The 23,766-nt window shown below is 58.9% G+C and carries 19 protein-coding genes and 1 pseudogene; 9 read left to right on the top strand and 11 right to left on the bottom strand.

The window, feature by feature from the left end; translation table 11 throughout:
• The first annotated feature begins 487 nt into the window (after positions 1 to 487).
• Together ACVWVQ_RS11245 and mnmA are read left to right on the top strand one after the other, a co-directional pair.
• On the top strand, positions 488 to 1,237 hold the full coding sequence (locus tag ACVWVQ_RS11245) for a HEAT repeat domain-containing protein (protein WP_049749566.1): 750 nt from the start codon (positions 488 to 490) through the stop codon (positions 1,235 to 1,237).
• Positions 1,238 to 1,339: 102 nt separating this feature from the next.
• Entirely contained in the window at positions 1,340 to 2,446 is a 1,107-nt protein-coding gene (gene mnmA, locus ACVWVQ_RS11240; RefSeq protein ID WP_457508489.1) for a tRNA 2-thiouridine(34) synthase MnmA, read from the top strand.
• Positions 2,447 to 2,504: 58 nt separating this feature from the next.
• Here the strand turns inward: mnmA and ACVWVQ_RS11235 are convergent, their stop codons facing one another.
• The 6 genes from ACVWVQ_RS11235 to uvrA all read right to left on the bottom strand — a co-directional run bounded on the left by ACVWVQ_RS11235 (position 2,505) and on the right by uvrA (position 11,757).
• Positions 2,505 to 3,224, bottom strand: coding sequence for a glycerophosphoryl diester phosphodiesterase membrane domain-containing protein (locus tag ACVWVQ_RS11235; protein ID WP_457508487.1), 720 nt, complete (start codon positions 3,222 to 3,224; stop codon positions 2,505 to 2,507).
• Positions 3,225 to 3,349: 125 nt separating this feature from the next.
• Positions 3,350 to 4,063, bottom strand: a complete 714-nt coding sequence (locus ACVWVQ_RS11230; RefSeq protein WP_457508485.1) for a hypothetical protein — start codon at positions 4,061 to 4,063, stop codon at positions 3,350 to 3,352.
• 97 nt (positions 4,064 to 4,160) lie between these two features.
• Positions 4,161 to 4,886 carry a glycerophosphoryl diester phosphodiesterase membrane domain-containing protein gene (locus ACVWVQ_RS11225; protein ID WP_457508483.1) on the bottom strand — a complete coding sequence of 242 codons (726 nt, stop codon included), beginning with the start codon at positions 4,884 to 4,886 and terminating at the stop codon, positions 4,161 to 4,163.
• Positions 4,887 to 4,995: 109 nt separating this feature from the next.
• A complete protein-coding gene (locus ACVWVQ_RS11220) occupies positions 4,996 to 6,315 on the bottom strand; it encodes an NAD(P)/FAD-dependent oxidoreductase (RefSeq protein WP_414399595.1) in 1,320 nt (439 codons plus the stop codon).
• A 50-nt stretch (positions 6,316 to 6,365) separates the two neighbouring features.
• On the bottom strand, positions 6,366 to 8,630 hold the full coding sequence (locus tag ACVWVQ_RS11215) for a WD40 repeat domain-containing serine/threonine-protein kinase (protein ID WP_457508480.1): 2,265 nt from the start codon (positions 8,628 to 8,630) through the stop codon (positions 6,366 to 6,368).
• Between the two features lie 223 nt (positions 8,631 to 8,853).
• The gene (gene uvrA / locus ACVWVQ_RS11210) at positions 8,854 to 11,757 is read right to left on the bottom strand and encodes an excinuclease ABC subunit UvrA (RefSeq protein WP_457508478.1); all 2,904 of its coding nucleotides are present in this window, start codon (positions 11,755 to 11,757) and stop codon (positions 8,854 to 8,856) included.
• Between the two features lie 183 nt (positions 11,758 to 11,940).
• On the opposite strand from uvrA, the gene ACVWVQ_RS11205 reads away from it, so the two are divergent.
• Positions 11,941 to 14,307 carry a transglutaminase family protein gene (locus ACVWVQ_RS11205; RefSeq protein WP_457508476.1) on the top strand — a complete coding sequence of 789 codons (2,367 nt, stop codon included), beginning with the start codon at positions 11,941 to 11,943 and terminating at the stop codon, positions 14,305 to 14,307.
• Positions 14,308 to 14,554: 247 nt separating this feature from the next.
• Positions 14,555 to 15,904, top strand: coding sequence for an alkaline phosphatase (locus ACVWVQ_RS11200; protein ID WP_457508474.1), 1,350 nt, complete (start codon positions 14,555 to 14,557; stop codon positions 15,902 to 15,904).
• A gap of 77 nt (positions 15,905 to 15,981) precedes the next feature.
• On the opposite strand, the gene ACVWVQ_RS11195 is transcribed toward ACVWVQ_RS11200, so the two are convergent.
• Positions 15,982 to 17,469: a cryptochrome/photolyase family protein gene (locus ACVWVQ_RS11195; RefSeq protein ID WP_457508472.1), complete on the bottom strand. Its 1,488-nt coding sequence runs from the start codon at positions 17,467 to 17,469 to the stop codon at positions 15,982 to 15,984.
• Positions 17,470 to 17,596: 127 nt separating this feature from the next.
• Positions 17,597 to 17,812 (bottom strand): hypothetical protein, encoded by a 216-nt coding sequence (locus ACVWVQ_RS11190; protein ID WP_414341860.1) that lies wholly within the window; start codon positions 17,810 to 17,812, stop codon positions 17,597 to 17,599.
• Positions 17,813 to 18,003: 191 nt separating this feature from the next.
• Here ACVWVQ_RS11190 and rbfA point away from each other — a divergent pair, with 191 nt between their 5' ends.
• The 5 genes and pseudogenes from rbfA to ACVWVQ_RS11165 all read left to right on the top strand — a co-directional run bounded on the left by rbfA (position 18,004) and on the right by ACVWVQ_RS11165 (position 21,152).
• Positions 18,004 to 18,438 carry a 30S ribosome-binding factor RbfA gene (gene rbfA / locus ACVWVQ_RS11185; RefSeq protein ID WP_414328963.1) on the top strand — a complete coding sequence of 145 codons (435 nt, stop codon included), beginning with the start codon at positions 18,004 to 18,006 and terminating at the stop codon, positions 18,436 to 18,438.
• A gap of 352 nt (positions 18,439 to 18,790) precedes the next feature.
• Positions 18,791 to 19,324 (top strand): hypothetical protein, encoded by a 534-nt coding sequence (locus tag ACVWVQ_RS11180; RefSeq protein WP_414357651.1) that lies wholly within the window; start codon positions 18,791 to 18,793, stop codon positions 19,322 to 19,324.
• 41 nt (positions 19,325 to 19,365) lie between these two features.
• Positions 19,366 to 20,214, top strand: coding sequence for a pseudouridine synthase (locus ACVWVQ_RS11175; protein WP_457508470.1), 849 nt, complete (start codon positions 19,366 to 19,368; stop codon positions 20,212 to 20,214).
• Positions 20,215 to 20,279: 65 nt separating this feature from the next.
• A pseudogene (locus ACVWVQ_RS11170) lies at positions 20,280 to 20,492 on the top strand (helix-turn-helix domain-containing protein); the annotation flags it as partial.
• A 132-nt stretch (positions 20,493 to 20,624) separates the two neighbouring features.
• The gene (locus tag ACVWVQ_RS11165; protein ID WP_457508512.1) at positions 20,625 to 21,152 is read left to right on the top strand and encodes a DUF4115 domain-containing protein; all 528 of its coding nucleotides are present in this window, start codon (positions 20,625 to 20,627) and stop codon (positions 21,150 to 21,152) included.
• Positions 21,153 to 21,168: 16 nt separating this feature from the next.
• Here ACVWVQ_RS11165 and ACVWVQ_RS11160 read toward each other — a convergent pair whose 3' ends face one another.
• The 3 genes from ACVWVQ_RS11160 to trxA all read right to left on the bottom strand — a co-directional run bounded on the left by ACVWVQ_RS11160 (position 21,169) and on the right by trxA (position 23,500).
• A complete protein-coding gene (locus tag ACVWVQ_RS11160; protein WP_457508468.1) occupies positions 21,169 to 21,870 on the bottom strand; it encodes a phosphoribosylanthranilate isomerase in 702 nt (233 codons plus the stop codon).
• Positions 21,871 to 21,960: 90 nt separating this feature from the next.
• Positions 21,961 to 23,031 (bottom strand): LOG family protein, encoded by a 1,071-nt coding sequence (locus ACVWVQ_RS11155; RefSeq protein WP_457508466.1) that lies wholly within the window; start codon positions 23,029 to 23,031, stop codon positions 21,961 to 21,963.
• Positions 23,032 to 23,158: 127 nt separating this feature from the next.
• The gene (trxA, locus tag ACVWVQ_RS11150) at positions 23,159 to 23,500 is read right to left on the bottom strand and encodes a thioredoxin (protein ID WP_011431863.1); all 342 of its coding nucleotides are present in this window, start codon (positions 23,498 to 23,500) and stop codon (positions 23,159 to 23,161) included.
• Positions 23,501 to 23,766: the final 266 nt, after the last annotated feature.

Below are 23,766 nucleotides of genomic sequence, written 5' to 3'. Positions count from 1 at the left end.
GCATGACTCTAGTCAATAATAAGCTCAACTATACTGAAAATAATGTATAATATGTTCAGTACGGATTACTACCAGTTGATCTTTCTGTTTACTTTCGAGTCTGCCAACATGGTAGCCAAAGCAAAGCAGAAAATTGGTAGTAAGACGACACGGAAACTGCGCTTTGGGTATTCTACTCAAAGCTTTGCGGGATACCGCCATTCTGGTTGGAAACAAACAGAATGCTATCGCTGCATAGTTGAACAGTGATGTTCAGCAGTGTTCAGCGTAAATGTATCAGCCTCGTATCCTCTCCACCAAAATATCCAAAATCTTCGTGATGGGGCCAAGTCAACCTGCTTTTCTCGACAACAGTGCTAGGATTTGTCGATCGAAACAGTGGCACCATGTCCCCAGAGATCCCGACCGGGCCAGACAAAGACGGCCTCTGTCCAAGCGCAGCCTCGTTTGCCATACTGAAGAAAGATTGTAAATATTTGTTAACGCCATGACTGTCTCTGCTTTGGATCCCGCCAACCCCGCCCGTTTACAGGAGATCGCTCAACGCTTGCGCAGCCCGCGTTCTGCAGACCGGATGGTGGCCTTGGCCCAGTTGCGGGATGTGCCGGCAGAGCAGGCGGTGCCGCTGATTTTGCAGGTCATCGACGATGAGAACCTGCAGGTGCGCTCTTTTGCCGTCTTTGCCCTGGGGATCAAGCAAACGGACGCCTGTCTGCCCAAATTGCTGGAAATCCTCACCCAAGACCCGGATTATGGCATTCGCGCCGACGCGGCAGGTGCCCTGGGCTACTTGGAAGATCCGCGGGCTTTTGAAGCTTTAGTGCGTGCTTTCTACGAGGATGTAGAATGGCTGGTGCGCTTCAGTGCCGCGGTGGCCTTGGGGAACTTGAAGGATCCGCGGGCTTACGACGTGCTGCTGCGGGCGTTGGAGGGGCCAGAAGAGCTGCTACAACAGGCGGCCATCGCAGCTTTGGGAGAACTGGGGGATCCGCGGGCCCTGGATCACATCCTGCGGTTTGCCCAATCGGAAGACTGGCTGGTGCGGCAGCGGCTGGCCCAAGCGCTGGGCAATTTGCCTTCCCCCAAGAGCGTTTCTGCTCTCAACTACCTGGCCAGGGATCCCCACGATAGCGTTGCGGCGGCGGCTCTGGATTCGCTGCGGCGCTTGCGGCAAAGGGGCATCTCAGAAACCACCCCTGAGAAGGGATCCGGGCCAGCCAATTCTGAGGAAGGCTAAAGTAAAGATCCCGGCTCAGCTTGTTCCGGGTTCCCCAATTCCCAGAGAGAGGCTTCCTCTGTTTCCGGCTGAGCCTTTCTTTTCCTAGGATCCCTTGTCTCAATGGTTATCAGCCCCCACTCATCGGTTTCACCTGTTGCATCCCCGTCGCGGCCCCGCATTGTGGCGGCCCTTTCTGGGGGTGTGGATAGCTCTACGGTGGCGGCCCTTTTGCAGGAACAGGGCTACGCCGTGGAGGGGGTCACCCTCTGGCTCATGAGGGGGAAGGGCCAGTGCTGCACCGAAGGCTTGGTGGATGCGGCAGCTGTTTGTGAGCAGCTGGGGATCCCGCACCATGTGGTGGATAGCCGCGAGCTGTTCCAGGCCAACATTGTCGATTACCTGGTAGCCGGCTACGCGGAGGGCATTACTCCCCTGCCCTGCTCCCAATGCAACAAGCTGGTGAAATTCGGCCCGTTGCTGGCCTATGCCCGCGAAAAGCTGGGCATCTCCCAGATTGCCACCGGCCACTACGCACGGGTGCGCTTTAACGCCGGGCTAGGACGTTACCAACTCCTGCGGGCGGTAGATCGGCAGAAGGATCAGTCCTATTTTCTCTACGACCTCAGCCAAGAGCACCTAGCCCATAGCCTCTTCCCCTTGGGCGAGTACACCAAGGCCCAAACCCGCCAGTTGGCCGCCCGCTATGGGCTGGTTACAGCCGACAAGCCCGAAAGCCAGGATCTCTGCTTGATTGAAACCTATGGCTCGATGCGGAGCTTTTTGGATCAGTACCTTGGGCAAAGGCCAGGGGAAATCGTCGATACCCAGGGGCGAGTGCTGGGATCCCATGAGGGCATCCACCACTACACGGTGGGCCAGCGCAAGGGGTTGGGGATTGCCTCTTCCCGTCCGCTTTACGTGGTGCGCATCGATGCGGCCATGAACCGCATTGTCGTGGGGGAACGGGAGGAGGCTACCCAGGCTGAAGCGTGGGTAAGCCAAGTCAACTGGGTCTCTATCCCGGCGCCGACGGCATCCTTGGCTGTTGAGGTTCAGGTGCGCTACCGTACCCCCCCAGTGCCCGCCATGGTGATCCCGGAATCGCCAGAGCGGGTAAAGCTGCAGTTTGCCGAGCCGCAGTTTGGGGTCACTCCTGGCCAAGCCGCCGTCTGGTACCACGGGGATCTCCTGCTGGGGGGAGGGATCCTGGAGCGCCCTTCTCCCTAGGCCAACTGCAACTTCCCTCTCGCCAGGGGGGAAGGATTGGGGGTGAGGGCAAGCCAAACTACGCTGCTTGCGCTTGCAGCTGCTGCAGGGATCGGAATAGGAGCACCGTATAGATATCGAAGATAGGCGCAACTGCTGTGGCGACGGCATTCCGAACCACAACTGCACCTAGGGTAGCTCCCAGGATCCCCCCAACAAAAAACGAAATCAGGATCGCGATGCCGAAGATCAAGGCCACAGCCAGAAATGCCCAAAACACCCCCCACCAACGGCCCCTGACGAGGTTCCAACTGTAGCCCAACCCTTCCGTGGCACCTTTGTCTTCCAGGGCAATCGCGCAGAGCGTGAAAGCCAGCCTCACCCCCCAGTAGATTCCGGGAAGCACAAACAACAGCATCCCCAGCGAGACAATCAGCACCAGCAGAATGCTGCCGAATACCAGAGGCACTGCCCTAGAGACAGCCCGATCCAGGCTGTTGCCCAGGGGAGGAGTGCGCTGCTTCAAGTGCTGATCCACCAGCCAAAAGGCTGCCCCGGCCAGGATGGGCAGGCCGATCAGGCCATAGGCCAGGAGGAGCAAGGAGAGGATCATCCCGAGGGAAGGTGAGGTCAGACCTACAACGAAGAACGCGATATGGCTAGAAGAGGTCAGGATCAGCAGCGGCCAGTAGATGGGACCTACCAACTCAAACGACCGCCGCAAGAGCAGAATCGGGCTAAGGGTGGCGCTTTGCATGGCAGAGGGATCCTCGTGGGCAGCCCAGTCCACCCCCTTCATACCACGGGATCTCACCTAGGACATCTTGGGTTGAGCCGAAATCCCAAAAAGGGATCCCTTCTCATCTCAAAGCTAGGCACGGGGAGCACCCTTTTTGCTATCCCCAATGGGGGCAAAAGCGGAAACTAGGAGGCTGCTTGCCCCTTCAATCGTTGCAGGGATCGGAACAGGAGAACCACATAGACCCAGAAGATGGGCACAACGGCTGTGGCAGCGGCAGCCGCAACCATTCTCACCCCAAAGTCGCCAACATCAGCCACAACTATGACAAATCCAACTATCAATCCACCCGCAAAACCAAGAATCAAGCCCAGGACCAGAAGGGCCCAAAACACGCCCCACCAACGACCTTTGACGAGATTCCAACTGTAGCGCAGCCCTCCTGTAGTTCCTTGATTTTCTAGAGCAATGGCACAAGGTGTGAGGGCCAGCTTAACCCCTACATAAATGCCTGGAATGATCAGAAAGATGGAGGCAAGGGAAGAGAGGAGTGCTGCTAAGAGGGTGCCCAGAACTAGAGGCACTGCCTTCGAGACAGCTCGGTTGAGGCTGTTGCCCAGCAGGGGAGCTTGCCGCTTCAGGTGCTGATCCACCAGCCACAAGGCTGCTCCAACTAGGATCGGTGCAACAATGCCATAGGCCAGTTGGAGGATCCCCCCGAAAAGTGGGGTCAGCTCCGTGACGATGGCCCGAATAAAGCCTGGAGAGGCCAGGATCAGCAGCGGCCAGTAGATGGGGCCTACGACTTCAAACGACCGCCGCAAGAGCAGAATCGGGTTAAGGGTGGCGTTGTGCATGGCGGAGAGATCCTCCTGGGCAATCCGATCCACTCCCTTCATACCACGGGATCTCACCTAGGACATCTCGGGTTGAGCCGAAATCCCAAGAAGGGATCCCTTCTCATCTCAAAGCCAGGCACGGGGAACCCCCTTTTTGCTATCCCCAATAGGAGACCGCCTGCCCCTTCAATTGTTGCAGGGATCGGAACAGGAGCACGACGTAGACATTCAGGATAGGCACGACTGCCGTGATGGCAGCAATCCCAGCCACAGGGCTTCCAGCTTCCACGATTCTGTCAGCAAAGGTCTCAGCGGAAGGCGAAATCACACCTACCGTGAAGCCAAAGATGAAAGCTCCAGCAAAAGGTGCCACAATCATTGCCATGAAGACAACCATAAGAAGTGCCCAAAACACTCCCCACCAGCGACCCTTGACAAGGTTCCAACTGTAGCCCAACCCTTCTGTGACTCCTTTGTCTTCCAAAACAATCGCGCAGAGAGCGAAAGCCAGCCTTACCCCCCAGTAGATGCCGGGAAGTACAAGCAGCGGCATCCCAAGCAAGACAATCAACACCAACAGGATGTTGGCGAATACCAGAGGTACTGCCTTCGAGGCAGCTCGGTCGAGGCTGTTGCCCAGTAGGGGAGCTTGCCCCTTCAGGTGCTGATCCACCAGCCACAAGGCTGCTCCTGTCAGGATGGGCATGCCGATTAGGATATAGGCCAAGCTAAAGATTCCCCCGAAAAGTGGGATCAGTTCCGCGATGATGGCAATGACGACAAAGCCAGGAGAGGCCAGGATCAGCAGCGGCCCATAGATGGGGCCTACCAACTCAAACGATCGCTGCAGGAGCGGGATTGGGCTAAGGGTGGCGTTTTGCATGGCGGAGGGATCCTCGTCGGCATCCAGTCCACCCCCTTCATACCACGGGATCCCGGCTTTGGTTCGGGGAGTAGAGTTAAGAAAGTCTACATTGCTTTTTTTTACAGATCTAGGCCGATTTTTGCAGGATCCATGCTGCTGCCTGTTCGCCGCTGCGCAGTGATCCCTCGATGCTGCTCTGGTGGGTGTATTCCCCAGCCCAGAGAAGGCCTGGCAGACCGCTATAGGTGGGAACCAAATGCTGCTGGAAGCTAGGCGGCTGCAAAAACTGGGCAAAAGGGATCCGGTACACCCGCAGCAGGCGCAGTTGCTCCAAGGGGGCTTTATCGCTACGCGACGCTGCCGCGACGGGGAAGTAAGTTTGCAGCTCGGCCCGGCAGGCTTGGGCCAGTTCCTCGTCCCTCAAGGGGGGATCCCCTAGCACCACCACCGAATACAGGTGTTGGCCAGGAGGAGCCAGCGCCGGGCTGATGCGGGTAAGTTGGACCCAATGGTTGATCCAGCCCTGGCCGGTGGCGTTGAGGTACAAGTAGGCGCCGCGGCTGAGGGAAAAGGGGGCGCAGAAGTAGAGACAGGTCACCGCTCGCCCCTGGGTGGGAATGGGGGTGGGGGCTTGAGGGCACAGCTCCGCCTGCCAGGCCCGTGCCTGAGGGGCATCAGTAGCACAAACTACCCACTCGGCAGGGATCTCTTCACCCTTGGCGGTGCGGATCCCGCGCACTTTCCCGTCTTCTGCCAGGATGCGCTCCACCGGGGTTTGGTAGCGAATCTGTTCGGGGGACAGGTGACCGGCCAGTTGTCGGGCCAGTTCTCCCATGCCCAAGGCCGGGGTGACAATGGATCCCTCGGCCATCATCTTGAAATAAAAGGCAAAGAGGCGGGCGCTACTGCCCAGATCCGGATCTAGAAGGATCCCGCGGAAAAAGGGGTAGAAAAAGTGCTGGCAGATCTGTTGGGAAAAGCCGTACTGCTCCAGAAACTCCCGCAGCGAACAATCGGATCCCCCTAGACCTTCTTGAAAAACCTGCTCCGGGCTGCGGCGCGCCAGCTCGGATCGCAATTGCAGCACCTTGAGCTTGTCCCCAAAGCTGGCCAAGGGGTTGAGCAAAGAGGGGAGAAGGCTGGACAGATCCCGCAGGGGATCCCCCAACAGCCAGCAGCGACCGGGTTGAGCCAAAATAGCGCCGGGCCGGTAGGGACGGGGATCGAGCTTGCCCAGATCCAAATGCTGTCGCACTTTGGGATAGGCGGTGAACAGCACCTGAAAACCGCGATCCAGGCGAAAGCCATCCACCTTGTCGGTACGCACCCGCCCCCCAGGGCCGTCGCTTTTTTCCAGAACCAGGACATCCCTCCACCCCGCCTGGCTCAGCACTTTGGCGCAAGCCAAGCCGGCCAGCCCCGCCCCAATGATGACAACTTTGCCCATGCTCTGCCGGGATCCCTTCTTCGTCGAGTATTTTATCTGCTTGGATCCCACTAGGGCTGAGCTGGGTCGGCTGGCCCCCAAATGCGAATTGAGCCATCGGCGCCACCACTGAGAAGGGTCTGCCCATATCGCTGCGCGACGCTTCCGCGACCGGGGCCAAACAGCAAGACGCTCACCATCCAAGTCTGGCCGCCCAGGGTGCGCAACTGTTCTCCGCTGCGCAGATCCCAGAGCTTGATCTGGTGAGCGCGGTAATCGGTGCCGCTGGCGAGCAAGCGGCCATCAGGGCTGAGGGCAAGGGCGGCCAAGCCGGACAAAGTCTGGGGCAAGGTGCGCTCCAAGGATCCCGTGCCCAAGTTCCAGACCAAGATGCCACCGGTACTGCCAGCGAGCAAATAGCGGCCATCTGGGCTCAGAAGCACCTGCTCGATGGGGTAGTCGGCCTTTAGGGTTTCCAGCAAGGCCCCGCTGCCAGGATCCCAAAGGTAAACGGTGGGATCTCCATTGGCGGCCACCAAGATCCAAGGGGGGATCCCTTCAGACTGGCGGGAAGTATCCATACGGGTGGGTCTTGGGCCAAAGGCCACCGCTGTAATGCCTGCCCTCTGAGTGGTCTCCTGGGCGGCGGCAGCAGTGTGAGGCGATAGGGTGCGGATCAACTGGCCGTTGTCGGCCTGCCAAAGGCGGATGGTGCGGTCGGCGCTGCCACTGGCGATCCAGCGACCCTCTGGGCTGATGGCGACGCTGTTGATCAGCTCCGTGTGTCCCTGCAACTGCAACCGTGGCACCCCATCCCCCGGCGGGAGAGCCGGAAAATCCCAGACGCGCACTGTTTTGTCGGCCCCCCCACTGACCAGAAAAGTGCCATCCGGGCTGATGGCCAACGCTTCGATGGATCCCTTGTGGCCTGCTAAGGTTTGGAGAAGTTCACCGGCGTGGGGATCCCAAAGCCGGATTATGCCGTCGTCTCCCCCGGCAGCAAGGAGATTTCCATCCGGGCTGATGGCCAGAGCAGTGATGGCGGCAGGGCCTTCCAGCGTGGCCTTGAGCTGCAAAGACTTGGCCCAGTCTGCCGGGTCGTTATCGCTACGCGACGCTGCCGCGACCGTGACGGCGGTGGGGACGGAGGCATGAGAACCGTTCTCGCGAGTAGGACGGAGTCCTAGGCCGTTGCGCCCTGCCGGGCCAGAGGATCCCGTTCTCGTGAGGGGGACAGAATCCTTGGGCTCCCCCCGCAGGCCAAGGTTCGCCCTCATCTGCCAGGCCCCTGCCACCATCAACACCAGCAAAGCCGCTAAGCTGCCCCCCGCCCAAACCGGTGGGATCCAGGGACGCGCCCGCAGAGCAACGGGAGAACGGGGTGGAGTGGTCGGCTCCTGCAGAGGATCCGCCGCAGCGCCGGGATCGGGAAAAAGCAAAGTGCTCCGCACCCAATCGGCAGCAATGGGGGCAACGGAGCTGTCACCTGCCGGCAAAGCCTGCAAAGCGGCCAGAGCTTCCGCTGCTGAAGGAAAGCACTGCTGTGGGTTGCAGCCTACCAAACGATCCAGAAAGGCAGCGAAAGGGGCGCTGAGAGCAGGATGGAGTTTTTTGGAGACCAGATCATGCCAGCGCAACTCCCCCGTCAACGGATCGCGAAACAACTTCTGGGGCGGGATCCCGCTGAGGGCCTGCAGGGCGATCAGCCCAAGAGCATGGAGGTCGCCGCAACGCCTGGAGCCAGGAGGGTTCTCGGAGCCAGAGCCGGAAAAGGCCCCAACTCCCCACCCCAACAACACCCATCGGCCATCCGGCTGACGGTAGATCAAGCGAGAGGGCTGCAGGTTGCAGCAGCTCACCCCTTCCCGGTTTAGGAAGGCCAAGGTTTGTAGCACATCTTGCAACAAGGCCCGTACCTCAGCCTCCGTCCAGTCGCGTTCGCAATAGCGGTGCATGGCACTTTGGTGGGAAGGAGTCGTTGGCTGGCCCTTCTCGGTTGTGTCGCCCAGCAATAGAGTCTGTTCCAGGGTGGGCCCTTCAACCCATTCTTCCACCCAATAAAACTCCCCCTCTTGCTCAAAGCAGGCCAACAGGCGGGTAATACCTTCGTGGGATCCCAAGTGTTCCCGCAGGGCCGCTTCTTGTTGAAAGAGATGCCGCAGCGAGGCGGAGTCCTCACCCCGTTCGCGGTGCAGAGCACTTTGGCCGGGCTGCCAGCGCCTGATCACCACCCGAAGCCGCTCAGGGTGATGGCCATCTTGTGCCAAGTAGGTCTGTCCGCTGGATCCCAGTGCTTCCAAGATCTGATAGCGGCCACCCAGGGTCTGCCCTACCATGGGGAGAGTGCGAACCTTTTCCTTCCGACCCATCATGCCATAGCGACGTGAGACTCAGGCTAACCGTTCACCCTTGCGTTCACGGTGCGGAGCGCCTGGGTGGGATAGAGTCCTCGCCGCATCAGTCCTCCACCGCCATGGCTGAGGTGAGCAGAGCAAAAAGCGAAAGGGGATCCCGACAGCCGCTTTCGGTCAACTTTCTCCCTGGAGCAGGCTGAGTTGCTCAGCGACCTGGGGGATGTTGTTGCAAAACCTGCTTCAAATATCGCCCTGTATGGGATCCGGGGTGCTCAGCCACCTGTTCTGGAGTGCCAACGGCGATGATCTGGCCGCCGTGGTCGCCGCCCTCTGGCCCCAAGTCAATAATCCAATCAGCACAGCGGAGAATGTCCAGGTTATGCTCGATCACCAGCACGGTGTTGCCTGTATCCACCAGCCGTTGCAGGACGTTCAAGAGCTTGTGGACATCGTAAAAAGACAAGCCGGTGGAGGGCTCATCCAGCAGATAGAGGGTTTTGCCGGTGGAGCGGCGGGCCAGTTCTGCGGCCAGCTTGACCCGTTGCGCTTCCCCACCGGAGAGGGTCGGGGCTGGCTGGCCCAGCTTGATGTAATCGAGGCCCACATCGGCCAGAGTCTGCAGGATCTTGGCGGCGGGGGGCAGAGCCGAGAAAAAATCCAGCGCTTCCCCCACTGTCATGTCCAGGACTTCGGCGATGTTTTTGCCTTTGTACTTGATCTGCAGGGTTTCGCGGCTGTAGCGGCTGCCCCCACAGACTTCACAGGTGACGTACACATCGGGCAGAAAGTTCATTTCAATCACGTTCACCCCCTGCCCTTTGCAGGCTTCACAGCGCCCCCCCTTGACGTTGAAGGAAAAGTGGCCGGATTGGTAGCCTCTGGCCTTGGCATCCAAGGTTTGGGCAAAGGTTTGGCGGATCGGGTCGAACAGGCCGGTGTAGGTGGCAGGGTTGGAGCGGGGGGTACGGCCAATGGGAGATTGGTCGATCACGATCACCTTGTCAATGTGTTCGATGCCCTCAAGTGCTCCCATCTCCGTGGGTTGGGGCACCTTGTGTCCAAGATGGTGCTGCAGGGCAGGGTAGAGCAATTCGTTGACCAAGGTGGATTTGCCGGAGCCAGAGACGCCTGTAACACAGACCAACTTGCCCAGGGGGATCTCTACATCAATGTGCTTGAGGTTGTTTTTGTGGGCATTGGTGAGCTTGAGAGAAACCGCCTTGCCGGCCCGCCGCTGCCCAGGGGTCGGGATCCGCTCCCGCCCTGAGAGATAGGCTCCGGTGATGGAGCGTTCGCAGGCCATGATGTCCGCCAGGGATCCCTGCACCACCACTTCCCCCCCGTGGATCCCGGCTCCAGGGCCGATATCCACGATGTAATCGGCGGCACGGATGGTTTCTTCGTCGTGTTCCACCACGATCAGCGTGTTGCCTAGATCCCGCAGGCGAAACAAGGTCTGCAACAGGCGCTCATTATCCCGCTGGTGCAGGCCGATGGAGGGTTCGTCCAACACGTAGAGCACGCCCGTCAAGCCGGAGCCCATTTGGCTGGCCAGCCGGATCCGCTGCGCTTCGCCGCCGGAGAGGGTCATGGCCGGACGGGCCAAGGTGAGGTAGTCGAGGCCCACATCCACCAAAAACTGCAGCCGGGTTTTGATCTCCCGCAGCACCAACTCGCCGATCTGCGCTTGGCGGGGGGTAAGGTTTAGCTGCTCCAGGCGGCGCAGGCAGTCTCTGATAGAGATTTCGGTGAGATCCGTGATGCGGTAGCCCCCAATGCGCACGGCCAGAGCTTCCGGCTTGAGACGGGATCCCCCACAGGCGGAACAGGGACGGTTGGTGAGGTAGGTTTCCAGCTTTTGCCGATAGACTTCGGAAGTGGTTTCCTGGTAGTGCCGCTGCAATTGGGGGATCACCCCTTCATAGCGGCGATAGTACCCCCGGCCTCGGTATTGAGATTCCGCCTCGACGATATAGATCTCTTGGTCTGCACCGTAGAGGATGATCTGCTGTTGCTGGGGGGTGAGATCACACCAGCGGCTGCTGAGGTCAAAGCCAAAAGCCTTGGCGGCTCCCGCCAACAAAGCCAGATAGTAGGGGTTCTCCCGCTCTGCCCAAGGGGCGATGGCCGCGTACAAGGGGAGCTTGGGATCGGGCACGATCCGCTCGGGGTCGAAGATGGGCTCAAAACCCAGCCCGTGGCAGACAGGACAGGCCCCAATCGGCGAGTTGAAGGAAAACAGGCGCGGCGACAGCTCGCCCATCACCGAACCGTGCTCCGGGCAGGCAAATTGCTCAGAAAAAATCAGCTCCGTTGGCTTGCTGTTCAGGTATTGCCCCGCCGACTCGGCCACCTTTTGCAGCAGGAATTCTTGTTCGCCCTCGCGAGGCATCACTTCCACCACCGCGATCCCCTGCGACTGCCGCAGACAGGTAACCAGAGAGTCGGTGAGTCGCTCTGCCAAATCCGGGCCTTTCACCAGCCGATCCACTACGATCTCGATGTCGTGGGCTTTGTTTTTGGCCAAGGTGATCTCCTCACTCAGCTCCCGCACCTGGCCATCGACACGCACCCGCACAAACCCCTGGTGTCGCAGGCTTTGTAACAAGTTGGCGTGGGTGCCCTTTTTTCCTTTCACCACCGGCGAAAGCAACTGAAACCGCGTCCGATCCGGCAGAGCCATGATCTGATCCACAATCTGATCCACCGTCTGCGGGGCAATCACCCGGTTGCAATGGGGACAGTGAGGGATCCCAGCTCTTCCGTACAGAAGCCGCAGGTAGTCGTAGATTTCGGTAACGGTGCCGACGGTGGAACGGGGGTTGTGGCTGGTGGACTTTTGATCGATGGAGATGGCCGGACTCAGCCCTTCGATGCGATCCACATCCGGCTTGTCCAGTTGCCCCAAAAACTGCCGCGCATAGGCACTGAGGGATTCCACATAGCGCCGCTGCCCTTCGGCAAAAATGGTGTCAAAGGCCAAAGAAGATTTGCCCGATCCGGAGACGCCCGTGAATACCACCAGGCGATCCCGCGGGATCCGCAGCTCGACATTCTTGAGGTTGTGCTGCCGCGCCCCCACCACGTGAATTTCGTTTTGGCTGGACATCTCACCACCTTTTCGCGCAGCGTGTCACAGGCATCCCGTCGAGACCGGCGAGTAACAAAATCTTAACGATTCTTAGTTAACGATTCTAATGCTCTTCGCTTTGTCCAAAAGGGGATCCCAGGGAGGGCAAACCGGTAGCAAAAAAGACTTGGCTATGCTGGAAAGGATTGAATCCCAAGGGCCATGACCTGGACACTGCCATCCGTTCAAAAGGTGTTTGTTTACCTGTTGGTGGGGATCGCCTTCACGGCCCTTTGTCTGGGGGATCAGGCTCTGTCGCCACCGGTCATTGCCGTTTGCTTGGCCGCAGGGGCCTGCAGTTGGTTTTGGGAGCCGCCAAGGATTGCTTTTGCCCGCTATGCCCCCCTGTGGATGCCCCTGACGGTGGCGGTGTTGCTTAGCCTGCTGGCTTTGGTTATCTTTGGGATCCTTCCCTTTTCCGATGGGGCCATTGGCTTGGTGCTTTACCTAACGGGGGCCAAGCTGTTTCAGCGGGAACGGGCAGCCGATCACATCCAGTTGGCGGTGCTGTCTCTGCTGCTGATGGCCATTGCCACCCTGTTCAACGAAGACATCAGCTTTGGGCTGCTGTTTTTGCTGTACGTGGGGGTAGGGCTAATCAACCTCACCCTTTACCACCTGCGCCTGCAAGCAGAGCAGCACCCGCAGGCAGCCAGCCAAACCCGTGGCATCAACCTCAACTTTTTGGGCTTTCTCGGATCCCTGGCTTTGCTGGCGGTGATCCTGTCCGTGGCTTTGTTTTTCTTGTTCCCGCGGGTCAGTTTAGGAATTCTGGGTCGCCAGGCCCGCTCGCCGGTGATGACCACTGGCTTTGCCGAGGAAGTCAGCCTGGGAGCATTCGGCACCCTCAAAACCGATAACACCGTTGTCATGCGGGTGGAATTTCCGGCAGGGGTGCCGCCCCGTGTGGAGTCCCTCTACTGGCGCGGGATCAGCTTCGATCGCTACGATGGACGGGCCTGGTCGCGAACGCTAGACCGCTTCATCCCCATTTTCCCCAACGCAGCAGGGGTATTTGATCTCTCTGCCTCCAGCTTGATCCCCACTGCTCCTGACCTGCTGCTTCTCCCCTTGGAGCAGCTTATCTATCTGGAGCCGCTGGTCACCAACACCGTTTTTGGGGTGGCCCCGCTGGTGGAGATGGAATGGCTGGAGCGGGGCGGAGCGGCGACGGTGCAACAAGCTTGGCAACGGCAGAATCGCCGCCTCATCTTGAGCGAGACCGGAGATGTTGGCCATTCTCTGCCTCGGCAGGTGCCCCATCTTTACCGCGCCCGGAGCCGGATCTCAAGGGAGTTAAGCCCGCGCTTGCGCCGGCTAGGCCACGCGGAGCTGTTCAGTGCTCTCGACCCAGTCCAACAGGCAGCCTATCTGCAGTTGCCAGCAGACCTGGATCCGCGCATTCCCGCCTTGGCTGAAGACGTTACCGCTGGGATCCCCGATGTCTTTGGCAAGGTGACGGCTTTGCAGAACTACCTGCTGGAGAACTACGCCTATACCACCGATCTGCCGGATCCCGGCCCTGAACCGCCTTTGGAAGCCTTTCTGTTCACCCATCGGCGGGGCCACTGCGAATATTTCGCCACAGCCCTGACGATACTGGCCCGCAGCATTGGCATCCCGGCCCGGATGGTGAATGGCTTTTTGGGCGGGCGCTGGGTGGCGCAGGAAAATTATCTGGCAGTACGCAATGCCGACGCCCATTCCTGGACGGAGATCCCCTTTGGCCCCTACGGCTGGGTCATCTTTGACGCTACGCCGGCAGAGGCCAATGTTAGTCAGCGGCAGAGCTGGTGGGATCCCCTTCAAGATTTCTACGACAGCTTGCGCTTCCGCTGGTTTAAGTACGTCATCCAGTACGACCTATCCACCCAGCGGCAGATCTGGCGGCAGATCCAGGAGCTGGCCAGCGCTGTAGCCGCCTCTCCGGATCGAGAGGATGTCGGTGCTGGCTTCCGTCGCAGCCTGGTTGCCTTGGGGCAAACGTTGCAGCAGAATGGCCTGCCGGTGTTGGGGGTGGTTTTGATCACCGGATCCATGGCCTATTGGGGTCGCCGCCGCCGCTATCGGGCTTTGCGCTGGCAGGATGGGGGGTGGATTCTCCTAGCCACTGCCGGCAATGGGGTGGTGATGGGATCCCTGTGGCAGCCTCCGCCCCCCTGGCCCACCTGGATGGTTGGCCTCTTGCTACCGAGTCTGGCCTTTGCTGGGATGCGCTGGATCCCGGCGGCTCTACCCAAGTCGCAGCAGCGCCGCCAGCTTATCTCAAGGCTTTATCTGCAACTGCGGGATCTGGCGACGGCGGTGGGGATCCCAGCCCACCTAGGCCCTGAGGCCTGCCTGGAACACTTGCGCCACTCCGACTTACCACAAGCCCAGGTGGCCATCCAGTTCTTGGAGCGCTACCTGGAGGTGCGCTTCGGTGGGATCCCGTTGGAGGCGGGCGAATTGCAGCGCTGGCAACAGCAACTCAGACAGCTTAGGCAAGCATGGCAGCCACTGGCCAAAACCCCCAGAAGAGCCGCCTGACCAGAAGGACGGCTATGCCCTGGAGCAGGTACCCCAAAAGCCCTGCGAGAAGCCTTGACAGTTATGAGACAGTTAAGAGATAGTTAACGTTAGTTATAGACCCCGTAAGCTGCACTGTCAGACGGGGAAATCGCTCAGTGGCGCACTCGCTTCAGGCACGTCTCGCGCTGCTGCATCGCTATGCCCTTGCAAACTCATCTGAAGCTGTGTTACGTTTCTTAACGTTCAGCTTCGAACGAGCAAGGGCGTGTTAGCTATGCGTAGCTATTCTTTGAGGGTAGCGTTGGCTGCGACTGTATGCGTTTTGTCTTCTTCCGTCTTCTCCTCTAGCCTGGCTCAAGCAGCGCCTCAGCCGACCGGAAACGGGGCCATCTTCTTCCACCCGGATGGCACTTCGGCTTCCCACTGGGACATCACACGCATTCTCCACTACGGCCCCGATGGCTTTCTGAACTGGGATCGTCTCCCCGTGATTGCCCCCTATCGCGGGCACCTTCTCGACCAGCTTGGGGGAACTTCCAACGCCGGAGCGGTGATCCATGCCACGGGAACCCGTGCCCACGCCAAGAGCTTTGGGTTGGATCCGGACGGCAAGGAGTATCCTTCTGCCAACGGCACCCTGAACACGATCATGGAAGATGCCGTGGCGGCAGGCTTGGGTACGGCTCTGGTGCAAACGGGATCCATCATTGAGCCGGGGACGGCTGCCTTCGTTGCCAAAGCTGCCAAGCGCAGCGACTATGAGGAGATTGCCCTGCAGGTGGTGGAGTCGGGGGTGGACATCATTCTCGGGGCTGGCGAGGAATGGCTGCTGCCGGAAGGTGTCCAGGGCCGCTTTGGCCAAGGGAAGCGCAAGGATGGCCGCAACCTGATTGAGGAGGCCAAGAAAAAGGGGTACGCCGTTGTCTACACCCGCGACGAGCTGCTCAAGCTGCCGGCAGATGTCTCCAAGGTTTTGGGGGTGTTCAACGTCGAGGACACCTTCTACGACAAGCCTGAAGAAGAGTTGCGGAAAGAAAACTTGCCCAACTACATCGCCAGCGCCCCCACCATTGCCGAGATGACCGAATTTGCCCTGGCGCGGATCTCCCGCAATCCTAAGGGCTTCTTCGCCGTCATCGAAGAAGAGGGCACTGATAACATGTGCAACAACCTCAATGCCTCTGGCTGCCTGGAGGCCATGAAGCGGGCCGACGATGCCATCGGGGTGATTCTCAACTTTATCGAGAAGAATCCCAAGACCTTCATGATCACCACCAGCGACAGCAATGCCGGTGGCATGCAGTTGGTGGATGTCGAGTCCGCCGATGAGCCGTTGCCCCCTACTGACCCCGAAGGCAGTGGTGCCCCCATTGACGGAGTTGACGGCACGGGCACAAAGCCGTTTATTTCTGCTCCTGACAAGAATGGCAAGCGCTTTCCCTTTGCCGTGGCTTGGGCTAGCGGAGATGACGTGGGCAGCGGCGTCATCGCTCGCGCTGCGGGCTTGAAGGCCCAAGAGCTGGTGCCGACCACCGGGATCCTGAACACGGACATTTATCGGATTCTCTACTTCGTGCTCTTCGGGGAGCAGATCCCCAGCGAGCTGAAGCCCTAGTGCTGCAGTTACCTGCTTTGGACGGGCATTTGCCTTAAGCTCTGGTAGCCACGGGGGATCCATTGGATCCCCTTTTTTTACGAGACTACACAACGCTTGGATTTCTTTCTATGATCGTTTGATCGTTGAACAGACTTGGAGTACCCCTGCTGCACCGCCTGGTAGCGCCGTTTGAACGCCTGCTGCTGCACCTTGTGATCCACAATGGGATCCGGATAGCCACAACTTCGCCGTTCCCGCAAAGCCCAGGCTCCCTTGGGGTCATCTCCCACCCACAGCAGAGCCGGCGTATCCAGCCGTGCCAGCTCCGGCAGATAGCGACGGATGTACTCTCCTTCCGGGTCATAGCGGGCTGCTTGCGTGGCCGGGTTGAAGATGCGCAGGGGCTTGGGATCCGTGCCCACACTGGCGCTCCACTGCCAACCGCCGTTATTGGCCGCCAGATCCCCATCCACCAGCTTTTGCATAAAGTAGCGTTCCCCCCAGCGCCAATCGATAAGCAGATCCTTGGTTAAAAAGCTGGCTACAATCATGCGGCAGCGGTTGTGCATCCATCCAGTTTCGTTCAGTTGGCGCATGGCCGCATCCACGATGGGGTAGCCCGTCTGACCGGTGCACCAGGCCTGAAACCAGTCCTGCCGATTGTCCCACTCCAGGGCGTCGAAGGCTCGTCGATAGGCTCCGGTTTCCACGTGGGGCCAGTGGGCCAAGACATGCTTGTAAAACTCTCGCCAGCACAGCTCCTGCCGCCAAGTTTGCAAGCTGCTTTCGGCCTCTTGGCTGCGCACCTCGGCTTCCACCTCCCGCGTGGCTTGCCACACCTGGCGAATGCCGATCGTTCCCCAGCACAAGTGGGGGCTCAGTAGAGAAGTGCCCGGCTCAGCCGGGAAGTTGCGGGCTCGCTCGTAGTCCAAAATGCGCAAACCCTGACAAAAGTCTTCCAAAAGGGCTTGAGCCGCTGCTTCCCCCGCTGCTGGGATCCGCTGGTCGCAGACAAAGCCCAAATCTGCTAAAGTGGGCAGAGGCTGCGCCTTCAGACCGGACACCGGTTGTAGCCCTTTGGGAATCGGGTAGGGATCCCGCTTGGGCAAGCTCGCCCACCTGCGCCAGAAGGGAGTGAAGACCGAATAGGGCTCCCCCGCCTGGGTCAACACTTCCCCCGGCCCGTGCAGCAGCATATCTTGGTAGGAGAAGGACTGGATCCCGGCTGCGGCCAAACTGGCCTGCACTCGACTCTCTTGCTGTAGGGCGAACGGCTCCCCATCGGCATTCCAAAACACGGCCCTGGCTCCCAGGTCTGTGGCCAAGCACCGCAACTCCACCGAGGGATCCCCCAGCCGCCAGATCAGTGGGATCCCCATCTGGGCGTAGCGCTCTTGGAGCTCTTGCAGAGCCTGGAGCAAAAAGGCCACCCTAGCTGGGGCCATGTCCGACCGTCTCAGCATCTGCGGGTCGAAAATGAAGACAGGCACCACCTGGGAGCTGCGCTGGGCTGCCTCATGCAGGGCTGTGTTGTCCTCTAACCGCAGATCGCGACGATGCCAAAGCAAAACGGGGGAAGTCATAGGCTGCCAAGCAATGGGATCCCATCTTGGCTGGTTTCCACCGCCTCTTTCAACTCACCCCCCCCAAGGCCGGGATCCTGGGCAGCCAGAAGCTACACTGCGTTGTAAAGAACCTTGAAGAACCCTATCAAAGCTCTAGACTGTCGAACACCCGACTGGGACAATAGCGGCAGCGCTCATCCGGCTTTTGCTGGCCATCGCTGTATCCCATCGCGTAAGCTGTATCCCCCAACATCACCACAAGCTGAGTCAGCTTCAGGGAAAGCAACGGGTCAAGCGGCTCCGTCACATTCAGCATAAACTGCTCAATGGAGCGCCGCAGCGCCTCTGGCGTCTTGATCATCACGTCTCCATCCATCCATCGATGGCTTTAGGTATTCATACTCAAGGCAAGATGGACATGGACTCAGGATAAAGGTGGAAGGAAGAGATGCTCGTAGCATTGGCTACTGTTCTTGGGGCCAAGCTGGCGGGGGCTATGCTTCACACCGACCAGAGCAGGCTTGCGGATGATGTTAGCCTAGGTATCCAAAAATGGCGACAGCGCGACGAGTGGCACGGGTAGCAGAACTGATCAAACGAGAGGTCAGCCAAATCCTGCTCTCGGAGATCAAAGATGACCGGGTCGGGGCAGGGATGGTCAGCATTGTGGATGTCGAGGTTTCCAATGACCTGCAAAATGCTCGCATCTTCGTCAGCATTTATGGGGATGAGACAGCTCAACACCGGGCCATGGAAGGGTTAGCGGCGGCCACACCCTTTGTGCGGCGGGAAATCGGCCAGCGCCTCAGCCTGCGACGGGTGCCAACAGTGGTGTTTTTGCAGGATCGCTCTTTGGAGCGGGGATCCCGCGTTTTGGCTCTGCTTAACCAACTGAGACAGACCTCTGAGGCCCAGGAACCGGAGGGATCCCAAGCTGGGGTTGAGGACACCGCCGAGGGCGAAGAAAACGAATCGAGCGGCGAATAGTTGCACCATTTCGAGGGATCCGCGCTGGAGCTCAGCCTGCTTTGCACGAGAGAGCAAAGGATCTGCCTTGATGGCCACTAGATAGAGGGGCCTTTGCTTTGCAGCAATGCGGACAACATCCAAGAAAAGTTTTTGACGTTCGCGTAAGCGGGCCGGAGGCCCTGAAGTTCTTGGATTTGTTAGGCTTAAGGGAGCCATACAGCCCTTCCTCTGGTCATCCATCTGTACAGGACTCAATGTCTGCGGCACGCTTGCGCAAACCAGAGCGCTCTGCTCCAATGGGCAGCGGCGTTGTTGTGGTCAACCTGCGAAAGGGCTGTAAAGTTGCTGTTCATGCCTTTTCTGCCTTTTCATGGATGTTCAAAGCCCACTGCAACCGGATCCCTCTTTAGCGGGTGCTACTCCACTCCAAGCTCTGCAGGCCCTCAACCAGAGTGTTGCCGAAGCTCTGGTTTCCTGCTTGAAAGGGCAACCCCAACAGGCCACTCAGCACCTTTTGCTGGCTCTGCCGCAGCTCATGGCAGCTCTGGGGGCCTTGAGGCAAAAATCTTCCGTTCGCGTAAGCGGGCCGGAGGTCTTGGCCGAGCCTGCAGGCTGCCCTTCAGAAGCCCAGCCCAAGCGCATCCTTCACATCGAAGGCAACCGCGTGGAAGTGTGGGTGGATAACCAAATTCGCAGCAGTTGGAGCATTTGGTCGGTGGGAGATCTCAAGGAAGTCTGCCGGCTGGCAGAAGAGTTTGACTGTGGCCTCAGCTATTCTCTAGGAGAAAACTCAGAGTCTCAGTCGGAAATGCTGCTGTTGCCCCCCAATTCTGCTGGTGTGTCCGACCGACTCTCCAACCCCGTTCGCGCAAGCGGGCCAGACGCCTCAGGCTCCGCCGCCTAGTACCCTCAGCTTCGGTTGCTGCTTTTGCTGTTCAAATCCCTATGGCAGAACCCCAACGGCTACAGAAGCTCTTGGCTCAGCAGGGATTGGCCTCGCGTCGCCAGGTGGAAGCTTGGATCCTGGCCGGGCGCATTCGAGTGAACGGGAAGGTGGTCACTGAGCTGGGCTCCAAAGCCGATCCAGAGCGGGATCGCATCGAGGTGGATGGTCAGGTGATCCCTTTGGCCAAGGATCCGGCGCGCTATGTTTTGCTCCTGCACAAGCCAGTGGGGGTTTTGTCAACCTGTGCAGATCCTTGGGGACGCAAGACGGTGCTGGATCTGCTCCCCCCATCTTGGAAACGGCAAACCCGCCTCTACCCGGTGGGCCGGCTGGATGCGGACAGCAGTGGCGCTTTGCTGCTCACCAATGATGGCGACTTGACCTTGAAGCTGACCCATCCGCGCTATCATCTGCCCAAAACCTACCGGGTACAGGTACAAGGGCATCCGAGTCAGGCCACTCTGCAACATTGGCGAGACGGAGTAGACTTAGAGGGGTACACCACTCTGCCGGCGGAGGTGGAGTTTTGTCCTGCCCCGGATTTCCGGCAAAGGGAGCATCCCAATTGCTCCTGGCTGAGGGTGGTGTTGTTTGAGGGACGCAACCGGCAAATTCGGCGGGTGGCGGAGCGTCTTGGGCATCCGGTGCTCAGCTTACATCGGGAAGCCATTGGCCCACTGGGCTTGGGCAACCTGAAAGCAGGCCAGTTCCGCCAGTTGGATCCCCATGAGCTCCAAGCTTTGCTGGCCCCTCTCACCGGGCACAGCAGCTCATCCTCGCAAGGACTCCGTCCCGCTTACGCGATCGGGAAGCGCCCTCTAAGGCCTCCGGCCCGCTCACGCGATTAGCTCGTCAGAGCCTCTAACTGAGTGCAAACTCTCACAGTAGCCTCCTTTCTTCCGCAGGTGGCCAAATGATGCAAGAGCCAGCACACTCTTTAGAAGCCCTGGGATCCCTGTTGCGGCAAACACGGGAGGCACGGGGACTGACGTTGACAGAAGTAGCTAACGATACCTTCATTCGCTGCCAATATCTGCAGGCGCTGGAGGAAGCTGACTTGAGCCGGTTACCGGAGCCGGTGTATGTGCAAGGGTTTCTCAAGCGCTATGCCGACTATTTGGGGTTGGATGGCGAAACCCTCTCTCGGCGTGCCTCTCCGCTTTTATCGGCCAAAACGCCCCACGCGCCAGCTCCTCTTGCCGTTGTCGGCCAGCAACCTACCTTTGCCCTGCGCCCTCTCCACCTTTGGGCCGCTTATGTGGTGCTGATTGTGCTGACGGTGGGGGGATTATCAGCTCTTTTGGAGGGCACAGGCAATCCTTTTGGGCGTTGGCTGGTGAGCCTGCCAACAGTTGGCCGGGAGGGATCCGGCCAGCAACCGCCTGCTGCCAACTCCCCGGATCCCACTCTGTCGGCAGCTCAGCCCACGGCCCGCCAACTGTTTCCCACCCTCGACCAATGGACGCGCATCCAAGGCGTCTTCCCCGAGGTCTTGGAAGCTCACTTGGGGGGGGCGGGGCGCAAGCCGGTGCGTCTGGATATTCGCGTGGTGGAGCGCCCTTCCTGGTTGCGGGTCATCGCCGATGGGCAAACGGTCTTCGAGGCCACCTTACAACCGGGGGCTGAGTTGAATTGGGAAGCAGAGCAATCGATTGTGTTGCGTACCGGCAATGCGGGCGGTGTGTTGGTGACCTTTAACGACCGGGAGCTTGGAGTGATGGGCCGATTTGGGGAAGTGAAAGAGCTGATGTTCGAGCCGGGGTTGGATATTCAGTCGCTGCAGTAGGAACCCAGCCAAATGATCATCCCGTTGCGCTTGGCGTTATCGGCGGCAGAGTAGGAGCAATCTCCCACCCCTGGGAGCCAAGCTGCTGCAGCAGGTGCCGGACTTTGTCGATGTCTTTATCGCCTGGCCGACGTTCCACACCACTGGAGAGGTCGATGCCGCTTGGCTGCAGGTGGCTGAGTGCCTGCAGAACATTGTCCGGGTTCAGCCCACCAGCCAGTAGCCAAGGCAAGGGCAGAGCCCGCTCACGCGAAAGGCGAGCAAGTTCTGGCCAATTCAGAGTTCGCCCCGTTCCACCCGCCTGTTGGGGGTGATAAGCATCCAAAAGCAGCATCTCCACACAGTCTCGGTAGAGATTGGCCACTTCCAGATCTTGCGGCTGGCGGACGCGCAGGGCCTTGATGCGGCGGATCCCGGGAAGCCATTCCCCCAATTGCTGACAATCTTGCGGGGATTCTTGGCCATGCAACTGGACAGCCGTGAGGCCCACCGTTTCCACCCAGGCGGCGATGGCGCGGGGATCCTGATCCAGGAAGACCCCCACCTTTTCCACAGGGCCGGGCAGGGATCCCACCCAACGGGCCATTTCCGAGAGGGGCAAATAGCGGGGGGTATTGGGCACCGCGATAAACCCAAGGGCACTCACCCCCAGCGCGGCGATAGCCTCCGCTTGATCCTGACAGGTGATGCCGCAGATTTTGACAAACAACCGGCCCATTGGGAGTGCTAGCTAATAAATAGCTAATAAACAAAGAATAAACACGGTTAGCTGCTGGTTCTTTAGATTTTTCTGAGGGTGCCGATACATCTACTTTTGTTCAGGGCGCATTTGCAAAGGATCCGGGTGCTCCGGGTGAAGCTTGTTGATCCGGCGCACCATTTGCCACAGCCGTCCGAAGTTGCGCTGGTTGAAGTGCATCACCAGCCGTGGCAGATGGGCAATATCTTCCTCGGCTTCCTCCGGCAAGGCCCCAGTTTGCTCGATCCGGCCCGAATCGAGAATATCGGCAAACTCTTCGTTTAAGATGTCTAGGGCTTCCGGTGAGAGTCTGGTGTTCAAGCGCAAAACCAGGAGCTCCCGCACGTAGCGATTGCTGTGAAAGACGCGATAAAAATCGACAATCTGCTGGCAGGCATCTTCCACGTCGTCGGTTAGGGTGTAGAGGAAGAGATCTTCTGGGCTGATCAAGCCGCGACCAAGCAGGTGCTCCCGCACGTATTCGTCCCATTCTTTCCAGTAGCAGCCACCTGTTCTGTCCACCAGCACCAAGGGCATGAGCTTGGTTTTTCCGGTTTGCATTAGGGTTAGGCATTCAAAGGCTTCATCCTGAGTGCCGAAACCGCCGGGAAAAAGCACTAGCGCGTCAGTTTCTTTGACAAAAAAGAGCTTGCGGGAAAAGAAATACTTGAAGTTGATAACCCGATCGCTGGCAGCAATGACGGGATTGGCCATTTGCTCGAAGGGAAGCTGGATGTTGAGCCCAAAAGAGTTCTCCAGCCCTGCCCCTCGATTGCCGGCTTCCATGATGCCGCTGCCGCCCCCCGTCATCACCATGAACCCCCGTTGACTGATGCAGTGGGCGAACAACTGGGCCTGGCGATATTCGGGACTTTCTGGCCCCAGTCGTGCCGACCCGAAAACGGTGATCTTGCGTTGGTGGGCATAGTTTTGGAAGGCGGCAAACCCCTGCTCCAGATCCTCAAGAGTAGCCGCCAAGATCTTGGCATCTAAACGGCTCAGCTCTAGGGATCCCATGCGCTGCAGCGACTGCAAAATACGCAGCCAGGCTGTCCGGTTGGGGTGATGCTCCAACTGCTTTAGGCGGGTCTCAGCGTTGCAAAAAACCTCTCGCAGAAGGGAAGAAACAGAATCGGTCAATCTGGGATCCTAAAGTTCTCTGGGATTCACTTTAATCAGTTCTCAGCACAAAATATCAACCAGGTTCCAATGCAGAACCCAAAAGTTACATTCTGAAACATCCAGGCTCCTGGCCTCAGGGCTGTCCTCAGGCTTCGGCAGGTGTGTCGAAGTGCTTTTCCAGGATCGTGGTCAGAGTTGCCTTGGGTACGGCGCCGACCACCACATCCACTTTCTGGCCGCCCTTGAACAACATCAGGGTGGGAATGCTGCGAATACCGTACTGGCTGGCAGTTTGAGGGTTCTCGTCGGTGTTGATTTTTACAACCTTAACTTTGCCAACATACTGCTCAGCTATCTCCTGAACCACAGGAGCCACCATCCGACAGGGGCCACACCAAGGTGCCCAAAAATCGACCAAAACCGGAATATCGCTGCGCAGCACCTCTGCCTCAAAGGTGGCATCAGCGATATCTATTGCTGCAGACATGCCTGGATAACTCCTGAAACAATACCTATCATGGTTTCTAATCTTAGCACAGCTCTCTGGCTGCTGCTGACCGAAAACTCGGCGTCGCAGGCCCCGGCATTCATGCCTGGGGATAAGTCACCGTCTCATGACAGGACGGGAGACTCGCTGATACATTTACGCTGAACACTTCTGAACATCACTGTTCAACTATGCAGCGATAGCATTCTGTTTGTTTCCAAACAGAATGGCGGTATCCCGCAAAGCTTTGAGTAGAATACCCAAAG

This window comes from Thermostichus sp. MS-CIW-36 (genome assembly GCF_054059035.1).
Note: the sequence above shows the minus strand (reverse complement) of the source record. Positions and strands in the feature narration are given on the sequence as shown.